Raw genomic sequence first — 19199 nt, 5'->3', positions numbered from 1 at the left:
GCATTGCTGTCTCGAGCGTTTGCTGTCTCCAGCACGTTTCAACTCCGCACGCAGTGGGTACCTGCCCGCGTCCCGCAAAATCTCACGTCCAGAACAACATCCGACACGCTGCAATCGGAATTAGTTGCAGTATCTCAGTTTTTGGACGACAGTCGAGGGAAACCCCTCGGCCTACGGAGGCTGCGGGGAAAGCCCTTGTGCGCCGGTCGGTGTCGAGGGAAGACGTTCGAGCGAGCAGAAGTCCGAAGAAAGTGGGTTCGGAAATATGGGCGCCCTATGGGATTTTGTCGTTGCACGACGACAACAATTGATGACCGACTCGTACCTACATGTTTCAGCAGTTATCCAGTCCGTGATCATCGCGACGATTGCCGCCGTGATCATCGGCATTCTCGTCTACCGGAGCCCGGCGGGATCCTCCATCGCTACGGCGTTGGCCAGCACGATCCTGACGGTTCCTTCATTCGCCCTCCTCGGACTGCTCATTCCGATTCTCGGTCTCGGCGTCGCTCCCACGATCACCGCGTTGATCTTGTATGCCCTGCTCCCGATCATTCGGAACACGATCATCGGTCTGGATGCGGTCAACCCGGCGATCACGGATGCAGCCCGCGGTGTCGGAATGAATCGCATGCATGTTCTGAGTCGAATCGAGCTGCCGATCGCGTGGCCGTCGATCCTCACCGGCATGCGGGTCAGCACACAGATGCTCATGGGCATCCTCGCCATCGCGGCGTACGCCAAGGGTCCTGGTCTGGGAAACCTGATCTTCTCCGGACTCTCGCGTGTCGGTAGCCCGAACGCTGTTCCTCAAGCGCTGGTCGGCACCGTACTGATCGTCATTCTCGCTCTGATTCTCGACGGAATCTACGTCGTCATCGGTCGTCTCACTACTTCGAAGGGGCTGCAATGACTGAAACCATTCCGTCTGACGTATCTGCAGATCAGAAGGTATCCGGGGTCGAGATTGTTCTCGAATCCGTGACCAAGCGTTACCCGGGCCAGAAAGCTGCAGCGGTGGACAATGTTTCACTGACTGTTCCGGCCGGTGAGATCGTCGTCTTCGTCGGACCTTCGGGTTGCGGCAAGACGACGACGATGCGCATGATCAACCGTCTGATCGAACCCACCTCGGGCAAGATCACCATCGACGGCAAGGACGCGCTGTCCATCGACCCGGACAAGCTTCGCCGCGGCATCGGCTACTCGATCCAGCAGGCAGGATTGTTCCCGCACTTCACCATTGCGAAGAACGTCGCGACGGTGCCCGGCCTCATCGGTTGGGACAAGAAACGTATCGCAGCTCGCACCGACGAGATGCTCGACCTCGTCGGCCTCGATCCCGATACCTATCGCGACCGCTACCCTCGCCAGTTGTCCGGTGGCCAGCAACAGCGTGTGGGCGTGGCGCGGGCGCTGGCTGCCGATCCCCCTGTCTTGTTGATGGACGAGCCTTTCGGTGCCGTCGACCCGATCACCCGCGGCCTGCTGCAGGACGAACTGATGCGTCTGCAGTCGGAGTTGGGTAAGACCATCGTCTTCGTCACCCACGATTTCAACGAGGCAGTCAAACTCGGTGACCGTATTGCCGTGCTGGGCAATCAGTCCAGCATCATGCAGTACGACACTCCGGAGGCGATTCTCGCCAATCCCGCAAACGACATGGTCGCGGGATTTGTCGGGGCGGACGCCTCGCTCAAGCAGCTGACCCTGACACGCGTGCGCCAGATCAAACTCAAGCAGTGCCTCACCGCCCGCGAAACCGATTCGGTCGATGATTTGAGAACCGCACTCGCAGCGCGTAAGTGGAAGTGGGCCTTGATTCTCGATCAGCGTGGACGGCCGCTTCGCTGGGTCTCGCCCGGCCACCTCGCCCATGCGTCGACGCTTCGAGGTGTCGGTAACGAGATCGGCGAAGCCGTGTCCATCCAGTCCACCCTGCAGGATGCCTTGGAGGCTCTTCTCGCCGAAAGCAATGCGTCCACCGTCGTCACCGGACGGCGTGGCGAGTATGTCGGTCTCATCACCATCGACACACTGGTCAGCCATCTCTCCGAGATGCGCGAGGAGCATGCGCACGACCACGACGAAGAGCCAGACACCGAGAACGTCGAGGGTTGAACATGACTGCCACGACAGAGGAGCGCGTCTCCGCGCCTGAGATGGAACCGGATGCCCCCGATCTGGGTGCGGCCGAGAACGCCGCCACGCGCCGTGCGGAACGGATGCGACTGTATGTGCAACCGGTCATCGTCCTGATCCTGGTTGCGGGCGTGTTGATCTGGGCATTCAGCCGAGATCTCAACGCGACGCAGAAGGCGAGCATCAATCTCGACAACATCGTCACACTGACCTGGCAGCACGTACTGATCACGGCCGCCGTGGTCATCATCGTCGTCGCCATCGCGGTTCCACTCGGAACCCTGCTGACCAGGCCGAAATTCACCCGATTGGCACCGTTCTTCGTGGGAATAGCCAACATCGGAGCCGCAGCGCCTGCCATCGGCCTGCTCGTGCTGTTCTATCTCGCAACAAGAACGACGGGCTTCTGGATAGGCGTGTTTCCCATCGCGTTCTATTCGCTGCTCCCGGTGCTGCGCAACACCATCCTCGGCTACCAGCAAGTGGACAAGACCTTGATCGATGCCGGGCGCGGGCAGGGAATGTCTTCGCTCACGGTCCTGCGTCAACTCGAATTCCCGATGGCCGTCCCGTACATCCTTGCAGGACTGCGCACTTCGCTCGTTCTGGCAGTCGGCACCGCGACGCTGTGCTTCCTGGTCAGTGCCGGCGGACTCGGCATTCTGATCGACACCGGATACAAGCTCCGCGACAACGTCACCCTCGTGGTCGGTGCCGTACTGGCGGTGTCGTTGGCCTTGCTGATCGACTGGCTCGGCGCGCTCGCCGAAACTTATCTCGGGCCCAAGGGATTACGATGACCAAGACTTCGATCACCAGAACGTGGGGCTGGAAAGTCGCGGTTGCCACGATCGGCCTCACACTTGTCGCTTCGTGTGGCCTCGAGTCCGGTGGCGCACTGCCCCTGGCTGTCGGCCCCGGCAGCATCGAGCCGGTTCCTGAGCTCGAGGGTGTGAAGATGACCGTCGGCTCCAAGGACTTCACCGAGCAGATCGTGCTCGGATACGTCATCGAATTCGCGATGGCCGCTGCGGGCGCAGATGTTCGAGATCTCACGAACATCCAGGGCTCGAACAGCACCCGTGACGCACAGTTGAACGGGCAGATCGACCTTGCGTACGAGTACACCGGGACCGGCTGGATCAACTACCTCGGCAACGAGACTCCGCTTCCCGATTCGCAGGCGCAGTTCGAGGCCGTCCGTGATGCGGACCTTGCTGCGAACGACATGGTGTGGACCGATCCGGCGCCGATGAACAATACGTATGCATTGGCGATGAGCAAGGAGACCGCTGAGAAGACCGGCGTCAAGACGGTTTCCGACTACGCGAAGTTGGTCGAATCCGATCCCGGCGCCGCGGTGACGTGCGTCGAGACCGAGTTCAACGTCCGCCAGGACGGATACCCCGGCCTGGCAGCGAAATACGGTTTCGACGCCTCGCGTGCCCAGCGCCAGATCCTGCAGACCGGCATCATCTACCAGGCGACAGCCGACAGCGATCAGTGCAAGTTCGGCGAGGTGTTCACCACCGACGGTCGCATCATCGCACTCGATCTCGTTCTGCTCGAAGACGATCTGCAGTTCTTCCCGAAATACAATCCGGCGTTGGTCATGAAAAAGGACTTCGCGGAAGCACATCCGGAGGTTGCCGAAGTCATGGCGCCGATCTCGGAGAAACTGACCAACGAGGTGATGACCGAGCTCAACCGGCAGGTCGACGTCGACGGCAAGGAGCCGGCGGACGTGGCTCGCGACTGGCTGGTCTCGGAAGGTTTTGTCACCGCTGAGTGATCGGCGGACCGCAGCACAGCCGAGTAGTTACCGCTTGCGTCCCACGCAGAACACCCGCCGGAACGGAAACAGCGTTCCGGCGGCTGTTGCGGGATACGCCTCCCGCAGCAGATCCGAATACTGGCGCTCGAACTCCGGAGCGTCGGCCTCGCCGAGAACGTCCAGCACCGGCCGAAGTCCAGTCCCCCGAACCCATCCGAGCACCGGATCGGCACCGGCCAGCACGTGTACGTACGTCGTCTCCCAGGCGTCGACGTCGAATCCGTGCTCCTGCAGACGCTGCGCGTACGCAACCGGACTGTCGACGCCTTCCGGGCCGCGTAGGACGCCACCCAGTCGCTCGCTCCATTCCGCGGACTCCGCGAGGCTTCGCATGAGCGCATGTGACGGTGCATCGAAGTTTCCTGGAACCTGCCACGCCAGCCACGACCCGGATGCCAGGGTGTCCGCCCACTGGTCGATCAGCTCGCGGTGGCTCGGAACCCACTGCAATGCAGCGTTACTGACGACCACGTCGTAACCCGTGGCATCGAAGGACATGATGTCCCCCAACTCGACGGTGACGTTTCCCGGTAGGTCTGTCGGGGCCTGCGCCACCATTTCGGGAGACGAGTCGAATCCGGATACCGAGGCGTCCGGCCATCGTTCCCCCAGCATCGCGGTCAAGCTACCTGATCCGCAGCCGAGGTCGGCTACCCGCGTCGGGTCTTCGGTCGCCACCCGTGACACCAGGTCCACGAACGGGCGTGACCGCTCACCCGAATAGCGGCCGTAGACTTCGGGATTCCACGTGACAGTGCGCATGAACCCATCCTGCACCCTGTTCCTGAGAATTGCCGCCCTCTAGATCACCGACGCGGCACCACGGTGGACAGTACGTTCGGCAACCTCGACCAGTCCGCGGTGATGTAACTTGCGTGATCACCCGCCAACCGGTCGAGACGCTCGCTCGCCTCCACCTCGGTGGCATGCGCACCGTCGATCTGTGGAGCGACCTTGTGCGCGTCGGTCATGACGAGCAGGTAGCCACGATCGTGGTACCACTGCGGATCCACAACGCCCGAGGTGTAATCGAGGGCGTCGCCGTCGAAGATCACGAACCACGGGCGGACGCCCGGGTCGGCGTAACGGTCGATTCGTGGGTCTCCCGGTGACGCCCGGTGAACAGCGGGAAAGGCGGCGCCGAGTTGGACGAGTCCGGCAGCGGACAGATCTCGCAAGTGCGTCGCGTACTGCCGGTCGGTCCACTCCGTGTCGAGCGGGTTTCCCTCCTCGATCGTTCCCGGAATCAGCTCGAACAGAAATTTGCCGCTCATCTCGGACATGGTCGGCCATCCACGGTCGGTGACGGCGGCATCCGGGGTCGAGTAGGACTCACCCATCAGATCGGATGGAGTGAAGACCGCGTCGCCGAGAGTCCCGAGGATCAAGGCGTCGAGATCGGCAGGTCCGCGTCCGTAGCCGGTGGTGAAACCGTCCTTGAGTTCCAACTTGATCATCACCGGAGGATGCTCGGGGTCGGCTTCGTGCCACGCCCGCATATCTGCCAGGCATCCGCGCAGTCCCTGATCTCGCTGACCACTTCGCAACCCGGATGCGTCCTGCGCGCCGACGCAGTTGCTGTCGCTCGCCACCGGATTCATGTGCGAGACACGCCAGTCCGGACCACCGCCGTTGGTCCACAGATCCAATTCGAGCAGCGAGGCCCCGGAGTCCAAAGCGTCGGCGAAGTACGGAAACGTCGCCTTCTCGTAGGAGTTGTGGACGCCGACGGACGTGGTCTCGGAGAACGAGCGAGCTCGGTCCGCAGTCGTCTCGGCACCGACGGTGGAAGCCGAGACGACCGAGACGACCGCCGCGAATGCACTCACACCGGCTACCAGAATTCCACGCATGTTCGACACTCTCGCAGAAATCACGCCGCTGCAGGACGGAATCGGAAGAGACAACTGGACGAACGTCCTAGGCTGTGTCGACGGTAAGACTGTTCCGCAATATGTTCTTCTGTATTTTTCCCGTTGCGGTGACAGGCAGGCGGTCGACGAACCTGATCGAACGAACCTTCTGATACGGAGCCACCTTCGCGGCCACGTAGTCCGTCAATTCCCGTTCCAGCAATTGCAGGTCCGATGCAGATTCGGACGCGAAGTCGCGGTTCAATTGAACGAAGGCCGTCACACGCTCGCCGACCACCGGCACCGTTTCGCCGACGACGGCTGCCTGCGCAACGGCAGCATGCGAACACAGAATCTCTTCGAGCGGCTGCGGATACACGTTGTAGCCCTTGTAGATGATCATGTCCTTCGATCGCCCGACCAGAAACAGGTGCCTCGCATCGTCCAGCCGCCCCATGTCGCCGGTCGCGAGCCAACCATCGCGAAACTGAACCGCGGTCAGCTCCGGCTGGCTCTGGTATCCGTCGGTGATCTGGGGCCCGCGGGCCCAGACCTCACCCACCTCGCCGGGCCCGAGGACTGCCGAATTCTCGTCTCGGATCTCGAGTTCGGTGTCGAAGATTGCGACACCGACACTGTCCGGCGGCGTCGCGACATCACTGTTCAAAGGCGCACCGGTCAGGCCCATCGTCGCTTCGCTCAGGCCGTATCCCTCCGTGACCCAGGCGTTGCCGAAGATCGTTTGAAGGCTCCGCAGCGATGTCGTGTCGAACGGGGCTGCGCCGGAGTTGATCGCACGCACGGAGGACAAGTCGTGCGCTCCGATCCTGCTGCTCGCCAACAATGCGTAGTACATCGCAGGCGAACCGGTGATGTGCGTGACGCCGAGGCGCTCGATGTCTGCCAACATCCGGTCCGGATCGAAGCGGCCGGTGAAGACAACGGTCGAACCGAGCAGCGTACTGACGTTCTGTCCGACCAAGCCCAGACCGTGGAAGAGGGGCGCCACTGCGATGTTGACGCCTTCGCCAGGCACCAGCGCGTGAGGACCGCGATCGACGGTCGACTGCATGCGAAGCCCACCGAATTCGTCGAGTTCGGTGAGAAGTCCCGATCGCCAGGACGCCATCTGGATGACATTCGAAACCAGGTTACGGTTAAGTACGCGAACAGCTTTGGAGCGTCCGGTCGTACCACCGGTCAGCTGCAGATGGGCGACGAGCTCCGGATCGACGCGGTACGACACCAACGGCTGCGCTTGCAGTAGATCGCCGAATGCACGAACGCCCTCTGGCAGAACCGTTTCGGTCGCCGGCGCCGAGGGTGTCGCGGATACGCACACCACTGCGTCGACGCACTGCGCGTCCGCTGCCAGAACGATGCCGACGGTTTCGGGGTGCGAGATGACCACCCGGGCCTTCACATCGTCCAACTGATCGCGGAGACCGGCGGGCGGGAGAGTCGGATTGACCGGCGCCACAGCAGCACCCGCACACAACGCACCGTAGTACGCCACGACGTACCACAGGTTGTTCACCATATGGAGCGCCACGACGTGCCCCGGTTGCACTCCGAGTGCACGCAATCCCCCGGCCGATCGTTGTGCACGATCATGCAACTCGGCGAAGGTGAGTGCAAGGTCGCCGTCTTGCAACGCGATTCGATCAGGGTAGGCGCGCGCAGCTCCCGCGAGAACTGCGTCGATTCCCGTCGTCGGATAGTCGAGGCACCGAGGCATATCGGTCGGCCAGGCGAGCGTCATGAGTAGAACCTCCAGCTGTTCGGAATGGATGGAATGAATCTTCTAGTCGAGTCGGCGAACCAGCGACTCTTGGACAACAGTGGCTACCAAATCTCCTTCCCTACTCCAGAAGTGCCCACTCGACAGTCCGCGGCCGTCGCAGGACGATGGGCTGCTCTGCGAGAAGAGCATCCAGTCGTCAGCGCGGAAGGGTCGATGGAACCACACAGCGTGATCGAGGGAAGTCACGATCGCCCTGGATTGACCCTTGAGCATCGAACGATGCGGTTGGATGTCCAGTGACGCTGTCGACGCCAATGTCATGTCGGAGCCGTACGTGAGGGCGCAGACGTGAAGCAACGGATTGTCGGGCAAGGCTCGAGCGGGTTTGAGCCACACCGTCTGCTCTGAAAGTCCCGGTACTGCACGGTGGTCCGATACCCGATCCTGCGGAACGAAGCGCAGGGACATCACTCGCACTGTTGTCGCGGCCTGGTACTCCTCAGGCCGCTCTTGCGCCCAGTGCTCGTACGGATCCGGAAGTTCCTCGGGTGGCGGCACTTCGGGCATCGCGAACTGCCGATCCGCGCCGCCTTCGGGCAGTTTGAAGGAGGCCGACAACGTGAAGATCGGTTCGCCATCTTGTCTCGCAGTGACTCGACGGGAGCGATACGACCGCCCGTCTCGGAGTCGTTCCACCTCGTAGACGATCGGTTTGGTGGGATCGCCCGCGCTGAGGAAATAACCGTGCAGCGAATGCGCAAGATTTTCCGGTGGAACGGTACAGCCGGCGGCGGTCAGAGCCTGAGCCGCCACCTGCCCGCCGAACGCCCTCATCGGATGCCCGGCATGGCAGTAGCCGCGAAAATCGTTGCTGCTCAACTCTTCCAAAGTGAGTAGGCTCTCGAAGTCAGGCGAAACATGATGATCGAGTACGAAGGTCATCGAGATCGGCCTATCGGGCAGCAACAACGGGAGCGTTGGGGCGCACCAAGTTCTTGTCACGGGCAGGGTCGATGATGACGACGCCGACAACGGCCACGACGAGTGCAACCCCACCGAGGATCTGGAAGGCGGTCGCGTAGCCGTCACCACCGTCGCCGGCCGCATCGACGATGCGTCCCATCATGTACGGCGCGATGAAACCACCGAACGCCATGAGCGACAGGAACACCCCGAGTACCCCGGAAATTTGCTTCGGCGGGCACAATTCGCTCACACAGGCATTGAGAAGCGGCAGCACCGGAGTGCATATCGCATAGCCCAAGGACACCATGAACACAGCCATGACAGGCGTATTGACGAACGGCAGGAAGACCAACATCGTGCCGCCGATCAGCATGCCGACCGCAGGAAAGACCACCCGAGCAGCCCGCATGCTGACGCCTTTGGTGATGAGCCTGTCACTGAGCCACGTGCTGCTCAACATGATCACAAGGCCGATGAGGCTGGGGATGGAGAACATGGAACCGGCCTGAAGCCGTGAATAGCCAAGGCCCAGTTCGAAATACGACGGCAACCAGGTGAGGACCACTGCTGCGAGTGCATAGGCGGCTGCAATAAGCAGAACTCCGCCGATGAAGGTGCGGGTACGGAAGATGTGCAGCCAGGGCACAGCCGGCTCAGCGTCGGTCGTGGGCGCCGTTGCCGTTGCCGATGCCGATGCCGGATCCGAGTCTTCAGGGCCCGAGTCGACGCTATCGGCCTTACCCGAGTTGTCACTGCGGCCGTACGGACCTTCCTTCCACATTGCCAGCCACAGCACAGCCCACAACAGACCCGCGATCGCCAATGCGACCAGCGCAGAACGCCAACCCCAGGTGACGGCCACGTACGCGAGGATGGGTGCGATCGCAATCTTCGCGATCGACGCCGAGCAGGTCAGGACGGCTCCCGGCAGTCCGCGCCGCGCCGGCGCATGCCAGGAGTATGCGGCGGAGAACAGCAGGGGCGAGTTGGGTCCTTCGGCGAAGCCGAGAATCATCCGACTCACCAGCAGGGTCACGAAGCTGGCCGAGAGAATGAGCGGCAACATCGCCATGGACCACAGGACGACCAGCAGGACGAGCGCCCAGCGCAGTCCGAGCCACTTGTCGAGAGCGCCCGAGAACAAGCCACCGAGCGAGAGCATCAGAAAAAAGGCACTACCGGTCAGACCGATATCCGAAGCGGAGAGTCCCAACTCCTTGGCCAAGGGCTGAGCGATGATGCCGAGAACTGCTTTGTCGGCGAAGTTGATGACATACATGGCGACCAGCACGCTGGTCATCCCCCAGGCCACTGTCCTGGATTCGCCTGCTTCTCCGAGCTTGGCCCGAGGCCGGTTCACCTGCTGTTCGAGTACCACTAAATCTCCTTGAACTGGTAAGGGAAGATTCGCCACGACTTCGCCGTTGGCGCCCGACATGCCCGATTCGGTGATGGGCGTCACATAGCCTGCTGCGCAGGATTCAATCACTAAAACAGCTTCCTAGCAAGCAGTTCAATGAATAATGTGAATTTGCCATAACTAGATGCAGAGTCAATGATCGAAATGGATCGCCATCCAAACAAAAGTTATTGGTAATTCACTTATCTGTCCAACCGCAAAGACGCCGACCTCGAAGTCGGCAACGAAGGAGCACGCCATGAACGACGCCGTCATCGTCGACGCAGTTCGCACACCGATCGGAAAGCGGAACGGAGGGCTGTCCGGGATTCACCCCGTCGACCTGTCCGCACATGTCCTTCGCGCCCTCACCGAACGCAACGACCTGGATCCGAGCACAGTCGACGACGTCTTGTGGGGTTGCGTCAGCCAGGTTGGTGAACAAGCCGGCGGCGTCGGCCGATACGCCGTACTCGCCGCAGGTTGGCCCGAATCGGTCACCGGTGTGACCGTGGACCGGGCTTGCGGATCCTCGCAGCAGTCCTTGCATTTCGCCGCGGCCGGAATCATCAGTGGCCACTACGACATCGCCGTCGCCGGAGGCGTCGAGAGCATGAGCCGCGTCCCCATCGGCTCGGCACGCAGCGCCACCCAATTCGGCAAGCCGTTCGGCCCGCTGGTCCGCAAGCGATACAACGGAGTGGAATTCAACCAGGGTGTGGGCGCAGAAATGATCGCCGAGAACTTCGGGCTGACCCGAACGCAGCTGGATCAGCACGCTCTCGATTCCCACGAGCGAGCTGGCGCGGCAATCGACTCGGGCGCATTCGAGAGTCAGATCAGCCCGGTGAAGACCACGGCCGAAGACGGCACCGTGTCCATGGTCGACACCGACGAGGGGGTCCGGCGCGGATCGACTCTCGAGCGATTGGCTGCGCTCCCTACCCCGTTCAAGGACGACGGACGTATCACCGCTGCCAACTCGTCACAGATCTCCGACGGCGCCGCTGCGCTTCTGGTCACCAGCAGCGAATTGGCGGCTCGCAGAGGGTGGAAGCCCATCGCCCGGGTCCACACCGTGGCATTGGCAGGCGTCGACCCGATCACCATGGCTACCGGTCCCATTCCGGCCACCGCCAAGGTCCTCGAGCGTTCGGGGCTGTCACTGTCCGACATCGGGGCATTCGAGATCAACGAGGCTTTCGCTTCGGTCACTCTGGCTTGGCTGCAGGCGACCGGCGCCGACTATGCCAAGCTCAACCCTCTCGGCGGCGCGATGGCACTCGGTCATCCTCTCGGCGGTTCGGGCGCACGTCTGACGACGACCCTCGTACACCACATGCGCGACAACGGCATTCGGTACGGATTGCAGTCGATGTGCGAGGCTGGCGGTCAGGCCAATGCCATGATCCTGGAACTGATCTGAATCAGGCCACGCGCCCCGGACTCCTTGGAGGAAGCACATGCAACTGACTCAATTCGTTCACCGATCCATGCGAGCAGCCCCGGAAACCCCGATGACAGTGTTCGGAGATCGAGTCCGAAGCTGCCGACAATCGGTCGAACGAATCACGAAGCTGGCGGGCGGGTTGCAGGCGATGGGCCTGCAACCCGGCGATCGCGTCGCGATTCTGGCATTGAATTCGGACTGGTACCACGAGGCGCTCGTCGCCTGTTGGTGGTCGGGAGCGGTGGCGAGTCCCGTCAACACCCGTTGGAGCCCAGCGGAAATCACTTACGCACTCGAGGATTCCGGCTCGACCTTCCTGCTGGTCGACGACAACTTCGCTCCCGCCGCGAGCGCCCTCCGCGAATCGTGCCCAAGTCTGGCGACTGTGATCTACTGCGGCGAAGGACAGGCCACCGAGGGAATGCTCGACTACGAACGGGTGATCTCGGAATCGGTACCTGTCGCCGATCTACGCGTCGGCGGCGACACCCTGGCACTCCTCCTGTACACAGGTGGTACGACGGGCGTACCGAAAGGTGTGATGGTCAGCCATCGATCGCTGATCACCTCTGCCTTGGGCACACTCGCCGCAGGAAATGTCGCTGTCAGTGGTGGAGTGAACCTAGCGGTCAACCCTCTGTTCCACATCGCTGGGATCGTCGGGTGGCTGGCCCAGTCGCTGATGGGTGGCACTCAGGTCTTCCTGTCGAGATTCAGTCCGGGCATATTCCTCGAAGCAGTTGACCGCCATCGGCCGACGACCGTCGGCCTGGTCCCGACGATGCTTCAGATGTTGATCTCGCACGAGGACACGGCTTCCTACGATCTGACCAGTGTTCGAGTCCTGAGGTACGGCGCCTCCCCCATTTCTCCGACGCTTCTGGGGCAAGTCATGCAGATGTTCCCCAACAGCGCCTTCGCGCAGGGCTACGGGATGACGGAGACCGCCCACATCAGTGTTCTCAGCCCCGCTGATCATCTGGAAGGCGGCGAGTTGCTCCGTAGCGCCGGTCGCATTCTCCCGCACTGCGAGGTCCGGATCGTCGATCCGGCAGGCACGGAACTGCCTCCGGGTGAGGTAGGCGAAATCGTCACGTTCGGCAGCCACATCATGCTCGGATACTGGAACAAACCGATCGAGACCGCCGAGGTACTACGCGACGGCTGGATGCACACGGGCGATGCGGGATACCTCGACGAGCGCGGTTACCTGTTCATCGTCGATCGCATCAAGGACATGATCGTCACCGGAGGCGAGAACGTCTACTCCACCGAGGTCGAAAACGCCTTGGCTCGACATGAATCCGTGGCAGCGTGCTCTGTCATCGGCCTACCCGATTCCCAGTGGGGCGAACGCGTACATGCCGTGGTCGTCCTTCGAGCGGATTCGAACGTCGACGTCGACGCATTGCGCGCGCATGTGAAGACACTCATCGCCGGGTACAAGGTTCCTCGCTCCTTCCAGTTCGTCGATGCGTTGCCGGTCAACGGTGCCGGCAAGGTACTCAAACGCGATCTGCGTGCCCTGGCCGCCACGTCGGACTAGTCTGTCCTCTCCACCAGGCTCGGGAATCACCCATCACTCGGATTAGGTTCTCAGACTCCTTGACAACTGCACATATCTGGGTCAAAGTGAATATGCGCTAACCGCGATTCGAAACTCATTCATCAGATGGCGGACACTTTCGCCCAGATTCCGAGGAGTTTGTCATGACCAGCCTCGACGCCGGGGTCATCGGCACCCGAATTCCCGAGCACTCGGTGGAGGTCGAGCGCGGGCGACTCGCCTTCTTTGCCCGCGCCACCGGACAGGACGACCCGATCTACACCGACCGGAGCGCCGCCGAACAGGCCGGACACCGCGACATCCCTGTCCCACCGACGTTCTTGTTCTGCCTCGACATGGAGCGACCGAATCCCTCCACCTTCTACGCGGATCTCGGAATCGACATCCGGACGATCCTGCACGGCGAGCAGGAGTTCACCTACCTGAAGACCGCGTATGCAGGTGACACTCTCCATTTCTCCACTTCGGTCACGGATTGCTACGCGAAAAAGGCTGGTGCACTGCAGTTTCTGGTCCGCACCACCGAGGTGACACGCGAGGGGCAACCGATTGCGACCCTCCGCTCCACCACGGTCATCCGTGATCCTCGAGCTTGACGACACTCATTCCACCTAGACTGCAAGGACATCGAACATGGGCACTCTCGACGGCAAGGTCGCCATCGTCTCCGGTTCCGGCCGCGGAATCGGTCGCGACATCGCACTCCGCCTCGCTTCCGAAGGCGCATCCGTAGTGGTCAACGACCTCGATCCCGAACCGGCCCACGAAACGGTCGAAGACATCAAGGCTGCAGGCGGACACGCAATCGCCTGCGTCGGATCCGTGACGGACGCCGATTTCGCCGAGTGTTTCGTCGGCACCGCGATCGATGCGTTCGACGGACTCGACATCATCGTCAACAACGCGGGATTCACCTGGGACACCGTCATCCAGAAGATGACCGACGAGCAGTGGGACACCATTCTCGACGTCCACCTCAAGGCACCTTTCCGTATTCTTCGGGCCGCCCAGCCGTACATCAAGGCCAACCCCACCGACTACCACCGCAAGGTCGTCAACGTCTCCTCGGTGGCCGGCCTCTACGGAAACCCCGGACAGTCCAACTACGCAGCCGCTAAGGCCGGAATCGTCGGACTGACAAAGACTCTCGCCAAGGAATGGGGACGCTACAAGGTCAATGTCAATGCGGTTGCCTACGGGTTCATCCTCACCCGCATGACCGAAGCAGTTGCCGGCGACGATTCGTTTGTCGAGATCGGCGGCCGCAAGATCAAGGCCGGTGTCAGCGCGGCCGTCATGGAACGAGTCAAGACGTCCAACCCACTCGGTCGCCCGGGTACTCCCGCAGAGGCTGCCGGCGCCGTGTACGTGCTCTGCACGCAGGACACCGACTACGTCAGTGGGCAGTGTCTGACCGTCGATGCCGGCTCGCGTTAGTCTCCCTACCAGCGAAAGATGTCTATTTCCATGATGACTGACGCCAGTCCCAGCGGTCCGCTCGCCGGCCTTCGTATCGTCGAACTCGGCGGTATCGGGCCAGGCCCGTTCTGCGGCATGCTACTTGCCGATCAAGGCGCTGACGTGATTCGGATCGACCGAAGCACCGAGGCCGGAAAGCAGTCCGGACATCCTGTGCTGCATCGCAACCGGCGTTCGGTAGCTCTTGATCTCAAGGATCCTCACGACGTCGACACCGTCTTGAAGATCATCGACACCGCCGACGCGGTAATCGAGGGCTTCCGGCCGGGAGTCACCGAGCGTTTGGGGCTCGGCCCGGACACCTGCCTCGCCAGGAACCCGAAGCTCGTGTACGGCCGGATGACCGGGTGGGGCCAGAATGGGCCGTTGGCACAGGAACCGGGCCACGATCTCAACTACATTGCCCTGACCGGCGCACTCGGGGCCATGGGAGCCCCCGGGGAGGTCCCTCCGGTTCCGCTGAATCTGGTCGGAGACATGGGCGGTGGCGGAATGCTGCTGGCACTCGGCATCACAACCGCAATGTTGCGCGCACGAATCGACGGCCGCGGACAAGTGGTCGACGCGGCGATGACCGACGGCACCGCCGTGCAGCTGGCATTGATCCACGGACTACTCGCGCGAGATCGCTGGGTGGACGAGCGCGCATCCAACATGTTCGACGGCGGCGCTCCCTTCTACCGGAACTATCGTTGCGCCGACGGTGGATTCATGGCGGTGGGTTGCGTGGAGCCACAGTTCTATGCCGCAACCATGAGAGTGCTCGGACTGACCGAAGATCCACTGTTCGCACAGCAGCACAACAGAGAAGCATGGACGGCAATGGCGGACCGGCTTGCCCATCTCTTCGCGACCCGTACCCGCGACGAATGGGACGCTGCATTCGACATGCAGGGCGCCTGCGTCTCCCCGGTATTGAACTTCGACGAAGCAGCGGTACACCCGCACAATGCCTTCCGAGCGACATTCGGAAAACTCGGCGACGGTCACATCCAACCGAATCCCGCTCCGCGTTACTCCGATACACCGGCCGACGACCCGCGTCCCGCACCCGTCATCGGCCGACACACCGACGAAGTGCTCGCCGAAATCGGCGTAGTCACTGCCGCAAGCTGAAAACGAAAAGGATCGCATCATGGGAACACTCGACGGCAAAGTTGCCATCGTCTCTGGCTCGGGACGCGGGATCGGCCGTGAAATCGCTCTCAAGCTCGCTTCCGAAGGCGCCTCGGTAGTGGTCAACGACCTCGATCCCGAACCTGCCGCTCAGACCGAGCGCGATATCAAAGCCACAGGTGGACAGGCTGTCTCGTGCGTCGGCTCCGTTGCCGAGGACGGGTTCGCCGAACGCTTCGTGAACACTGCCGTCGAATCATTCGGCGGACTCGACGTCATCGTCAACAACGCGGGATACACCTGGGACAGCGTGATCCAGAAAATGACCGACGAGCAGTGGGACACCATCCTCGACGTCAACCTCAAGGCGCCGTTCCGGATCCTGCGTGCCGCCCAGCCGTACATCAAGGCCAATCCCACCGACTACCACCGCAAGGTCGTCAACATCTCCTCCACTTCGGGTGTCTTCGGCAATGCAGGACAATCCAATTACGGCAGCGCGAAAGCCGGCATCGTCGGTCTCACCAAAACGCTGGCCAAGGAGTGGGGCCGCTACAAGGTCAATGTCAACGCGGTTGCATTCGGCTTCGTCGTCACCCGAATGACCGAGGTGACAGCCGATTCCGACACCAAGATCACGATCGACGGTCGCGACATTCGTGTCGGAGTCAATCCCGACCGCATGGCAGCCATGGCAACCACCATCCCCTTCGGTCGAGGTGCGACTCCGGTGGAAGCCGCGGGTGCCGTATACCTGCTCTGCACACCGGAATCCGACTACGTCAACAGCCAGTGCCTGGTTGTCGACGGCGGACGAGTCTGACACCGCTCCCCTCGATCATTCGGAGAAACGATGAGCCGTAAAGCATTTGTAGCCGGGGTCGGCATGATCCCTTTCACCAAGCCAGGTAAGAGCGACGACTACGACGTCATGGGAGCAGGCGCGGCCACCGCGGCACTCGAGGACGCAGGCCTCGAGTACTCGAAGGTTCAGCAGGCCTACGTCGGGTATGTGTACGGCGATTCCACCAGTGGCCAGCGCGCGCTGTACAACCTCGGCGAGACCGGCATCCCGGTGATCAATGTCAACAACAACTGCGCCACCGGTTCGACTGCGCTCTGGCTGGCCCGCCAGGCAGTCGAGAGCGGCGCGGTGGAATGTGCTCTGGCGCTCGGCTTCGAACAGATGCAACCCGGCGCCCTCAAGGGTGCCTGGACGGACCGCCCACGCCCCCTCGGTCGCTTCGACGAGGTACTAGAGGCCGCCGCCGGGATCGACGCATCAGTTCCGCGGGCTGCGCAGTACTTCGGTGTGGCGGGTATGGAATACATGGAGAAGTTCGGTATGAAGGCCGAAACGTTCGCCAAGATTCAGGTGAAGGCACGCAAGCACTCGGCCGACAACCCGTACGCGGTGTTCCGCACACAACTCACCGAAGAAGAAGTGCTGGCAGCGCCGACGCTCTTCGGACCCGTCACGCGGTATCAGGCCTGCCCACCCACGTGTGGCGCCGCGGCAGCGATCATCTGCACCGAAGAGTTCGCCCGCGCCAACGGACTTCGTACAGACGTCGCGATCAAGGCGCAGTCGATGACTTCCGATCTACCCAGCACCTTCGACGAAGGAAGCATGATCAAGGCCGTCGGCTACGACGTCACCGCCTCGGCCGCTCGTAACGTTTACGAGGCCTCGGGCGTCGACCCCCGCGATATCAAGGTCGTCGAACTTCACGACTGCTTCACGGTGAACGAGGTGCTCTGCTACGAAGCTCTCGGACTCGTGGAAGAGGGCGGCGCCGAGCAGTTCATCCTCAGCGGCGACAACACCTACGGCGGACGAGTGGTGGTCAACCCGTCCGGCGGCCTTCTGTCCAAGGGCCACCCACTCGGCGCCACCGGCCTCGCCCAATGCGCAGAGTTGGTATGGCAGCTTCGTGGCGACGCCGGTCCACGTCAGGTGGACGGTGCAACCCTCGCGCTGCAGCACAACCTCGGCCTCGGCGGTGCCGGAGTCGTCACCCTCTACGAAAAGGTGAGCTGAGTTGAATACCGGAGACATCCTGGACCTGACGGTCCCGAAGATCACACGCACCGCACTCGCTCTGTACGCCGGCGCTTCGGGAGACCACAATCCCGTCCACATCGACATGGATGCCTGTGCAGCAGTTGGTATCCCAGACGTCTTCGCCCACGGCATGTTGTCCATGGCGTACCTCGGACGACTACTCACCGATCACTACGAGCAGGAGCGCATCCGTTCCTTCTCGGTCAGGTTCTCAGCGATCACCCCGGTGAACTCGACGCCACGGTGCACCGGGACGGTCGTCAAGGTCGAAGACGGCCTCGGTCACCTCGACCTCACCATGACGCTGCCCGACGGCACCGTGACACTGCGCGGTTCCGCAGTCGTCGCGGTCAACTAACCCTCCACGAGAAAGCAGGACGAGATGAAGCGCAACCTCTTCACCCAGGAGCACGAGGATTTCCGCGAGACGATCCGCACGTTCATCGCGAAGGAAGTCACTCCGTTCTACGCAGACTGGGAACGCGACAACCGCGTCCCACGCGAGTTGTTCCACAAACTCGGCGATCTCGGTGTCATGGGTTTCGACATCCCCGAGGAATACGGCGGAACCGGCACGATCAGCTACAAGTTCCAGGCCGTGATGGACGAGGAAACCTCGCGCGCTGCAGTCAGCTTCGGCCACTACACGGTCAGTACCGGAATCGTCCTGCCGTACCTCCTGCGTCTGGCGAACGAAGAGCAGAAGCAGCGTTGGCTCCCCTCGATCGCCACGGGTGAGAAGACGCTGTGCATCGCCATGACCGAGCCCGGTACCGGATCCGATCTGGCCGGCATCCGCACCACTGCCAAGCTCTCCGACGACGGCACTCACTACATCCTCAACGGAGCGAAGACCTTCATCACCGGTGCGGTGAATTCCGAACTGTGCGTGGTGGTTGCACGCACGTCCGCGCCCGCAGAGGACGATCGCCGCTTCGGACTGAGCCTGATGGTGGTTCCCACCGACGCACCCGGCTTCGAATACGGTCGCAAACTCGAGAAGCTCGGCCTGCGCGCCAGTGACACCAGCGAACTTTCGTTCACCGACGTCAAGGTTCCGGTTGCCGATCTCCTCGGAGAGCAGGACAAGGGCTTCTCGTACCTGGGGCAGAACCTGCCGCGAGAGCGCCTCTCGATCGGCAGTCGTGGTGTGGCATCTGCCCGGGCTGCAATCGAATTCGCGAAGGCCTACGTCCAGGAACGCCAAGTGTTCGGCAAGCCCGTCGCGGCGTTCCAGAACACCAAGTTCGTTCTCGCGGAGTGCTCTGCCGAGGTCGAGGCCGCGCAGGCACTCGCCGATCGAGGCATCGAACTCGACGATTCAGGCGAACTCACCGCCGCCGACGCAGCGCGCATCAAGCTGTTCGGTACCGAGGTCGCCGCGCGCGTCATCGACAAGTGCCTGCAATTACACGGCGGATACGGCTACATGCTCGAGTACCCGATCGCGCGTTTGTACGCAGACACTCGGGTGAGCCGTATCTACGGCGGTACAAGTGAAGTCATGAAGACGATCATCGCCAAGGACATGGGTCTGTAGAGACCGGATCCAGATCTTCCCAGTCACACGAACGATCGAAGGAG

At 62.0% G+C, this 19199-nt stretch carries 18 protein-coding genes; 13 read left to right on the top strand and 5 right to left on the bottom strand.

Annotated features, from left to right (window positions below; translation table 11 throughout):
- Window positions 1-265 precede the first annotated feature (265 nt).
- From H7C86_RS10485 to H7C86_RS10470, 4 genes are read left to right on the top strand one after another with little or no spacing between them, the layout of a single operon-like run.
- Window positions 266-913, top strand: a complete 648-nt coding sequence (locus H7C86_RS10485) for an ABC transporter permease (protein ID WP_019745160.1) — start codon at window positions 266-268, stop codon at window positions 911-913.
- The gene (locus tag H7C86_RS10480) at window positions 910-2121 is read left to right on the top strand and encodes an ATP-binding cassette domain-containing protein (protein WP_020908997.1); all 1212 of its coding nucleotides are present in this window, start codon (window positions 910-912) and stop codon (window positions 2119-2121) included. Before H7C86_RS10485 ends, H7C86_RS10480 begins: the two co-directional genes overlap by 4 nt.
- Window positions 2122-2123: 2 nt before the next feature.
- Window positions 2124-2942, top strand: coding sequence for an ABC transporter permease (locus H7C86_RS10475; RefSeq protein WP_003939758.1), 819 nt, complete (start codon window positions 2124-2126; stop codon window positions 2940-2942).
- Complete coding sequence (locus H7C86_RS10470; protein WP_019745161.1) at window positions 2939-3934, top strand: glycine betaine ABC transporter substrate-binding protein; 996 nt, start codon at window positions 2939-2941, stop codon at window positions 3932-3934. Before H7C86_RS10475 ends, H7C86_RS10470 begins: the two co-directional genes overlap by 4 nt.
- A gap of 27 nt (window positions 3935-3961) precedes the next feature.
- Here H7C86_RS10470 and H7C86_RS10465 read toward each other — a convergent pair whose 3' ends face one another.
- The 5 genes from H7C86_RS10465 to H7C86_RS10445 form a co-directional block, all read right to left on the bottom strand.
- Window positions 3962-4738: a trans-aconitate 2-methyltransferase gene (locus H7C86_RS10465; protein WP_020908998.1), complete on the bottom strand. Its 777-nt coding sequence runs from the start codon at window positions 4736-4738 to the stop codon at window positions 3962-3964.
- A gap of 44 nt (window positions 4739-4782) precedes the next feature.
- Complete coding sequence (locus H7C86_RS10460; RefSeq protein ID WP_259349084.1) at window positions 4783-5829, bottom strand: phosphatidylinositol-specific phospholipase C domain-containing protein; 1047 nt, start codon at window positions 5827-5829, stop codon at window positions 4783-4785.
- 67 nt (window positions 5830-5896) lie between these two features.
- Window positions 5897-7591: a class I adenylate-forming enzyme family protein gene (locus H7C86_RS10455; protein ID WP_182261522.1), complete on the bottom strand. Its 1695-nt coding sequence runs from the start codon at window positions 7589-7591 to the stop codon at window positions 5897-5899.
- 42 nt (window positions 7592-7633) lie between these two features.
- On the bottom strand, window positions 7634-8515 hold the full coding sequence (locus tag H7C86_RS10450; protein WP_019745165.1) for an acyl-CoA thioesterase II: 882 nt from the start codon (window positions 8513-8515) through the stop codon (window positions 7634-7636).
- 10 nt (window positions 8516-8525) lie between these two features.
- The gene (locus H7C86_RS10445) at window positions 8526-9899 is read right to left on the bottom strand and encodes an MFS transporter (protein ID WP_371326913.1); all 1374 of its coding nucleotides are present in this window, start codon (window positions 9897-9899) and stop codon (window positions 8526-8528) included.
- A 298-nt stretch (window positions 9900-10197) separates the two neighbouring features.
- Here H7C86_RS10445 and H7C86_RS10440 point away from each other — a divergent pair, with 298 nt between their 5' ends.
- From H7C86_RS10440 to H7C86_RS10400, 9 genes are all read left to right on the top strand, one after another.
- On the top strand, window positions 10198-11364 hold the full coding sequence (locus tag H7C86_RS10440; protein ID WP_019745168.1) for a thiolase family protein: 1167 nt from the start codon (window positions 10198-10200) through the stop codon (window positions 11362-11364).
- 37 nt (window positions 11365-11401) lie between these two features.
- The gene (locus H7C86_RS10435; RefSeq protein ID WP_019745169.1) at window positions 11402-12934 is read left to right on the top strand and encodes a long-chain fatty acid--CoA ligase; all 1533 of its coding nucleotides are present in this window, start codon (window positions 11402-11404) and stop codon (window positions 12932-12934) included.
- Between the two features lie 164 nt (window positions 12935-13098).
- Window positions 13099-13551: a MaoC family dehydratase N-terminal domain-containing protein gene (locus H7C86_RS10430; RefSeq protein ID WP_019745170.1), complete on the top strand. Its 453-nt coding sequence runs from the start codon at window positions 13099-13101 to the stop codon at window positions 13549-13551.
- Between the two features lie 37 nt (window positions 13552-13588).
- A complete protein-coding gene (locus tag H7C86_RS10425; protein WP_182261521.1) occupies window positions 13589-14392 on the top strand; it encodes an SDR family NAD(P)-dependent oxidoreductase in 804 nt (267 codons plus the stop codon).
- An 18-nt stretch (window positions 14393-14410) separates the two neighbouring features.
- A complete protein-coding gene (locus H7C86_RS10420; protein ID WP_259349083.1) occupies window positions 14411-15550 on the top strand; it encodes a CaiB/BaiF CoA-transferase family protein in 1140 nt (379 codons plus the stop codon).
- 19 nt (window positions 15551-15569) lie between these two features.
- Complete coding sequence (locus H7C86_RS10415; protein ID WP_020970686.1) at window positions 15570-16373, top strand: SDR family NAD(P)-dependent oxidoreductase; 804 nt, start codon at window positions 15570-15572, stop codon at window positions 16371-16373.
- Between the two features lie 30 nt (window positions 16374-16403).
- Entirely contained in the window at window positions 16404-17591 is a 1188-nt protein-coding gene (locus tag H7C86_RS10410) for a lipid-transfer protein (protein ID WP_019745174.1), read from the top strand.
- Window position 17592: 1 nt separating this feature from the next.
- Window positions 17593-17973: a MaoC/PaaZ C-terminal domain-containing protein gene (locus H7C86_RS10405; protein ID WP_042952859.1), complete on the top strand. Its 381-nt coding sequence runs from the start codon at window positions 17593-17595 to the stop codon at window positions 17971-17973.
- A 24-nt stretch (window positions 17974-17997) separates the two neighbouring features.
- Window positions 17998-19155: an acyl-CoA dehydrogenase family protein gene (locus H7C86_RS10400; RefSeq protein ID WP_020909009.1), complete on the top strand. Its 1158-nt coding sequence runs from the start codon at window positions 17998-18000 to the stop codon at window positions 19153-19155.
- Window positions 19156-19199: the final 44 nt, after the last annotated feature.

The organism is Rhodococcus sp. UFZ-B548 (genome assembly GCF_903819475.1).
In the GTDB taxonomy this organism is placed as follows: Bacteria; Actinomycetota; Actinomycetes; order Mycobacteriales; family Mycobacteriaceae; genus Rhodococcus_F; species Rhodococcus_F erythropolis.
The sequence above is the reverse complement of the archived record's forward strand: the minus strand, read 5'-3'. Positions and strand labels throughout refer to the sequence as shown.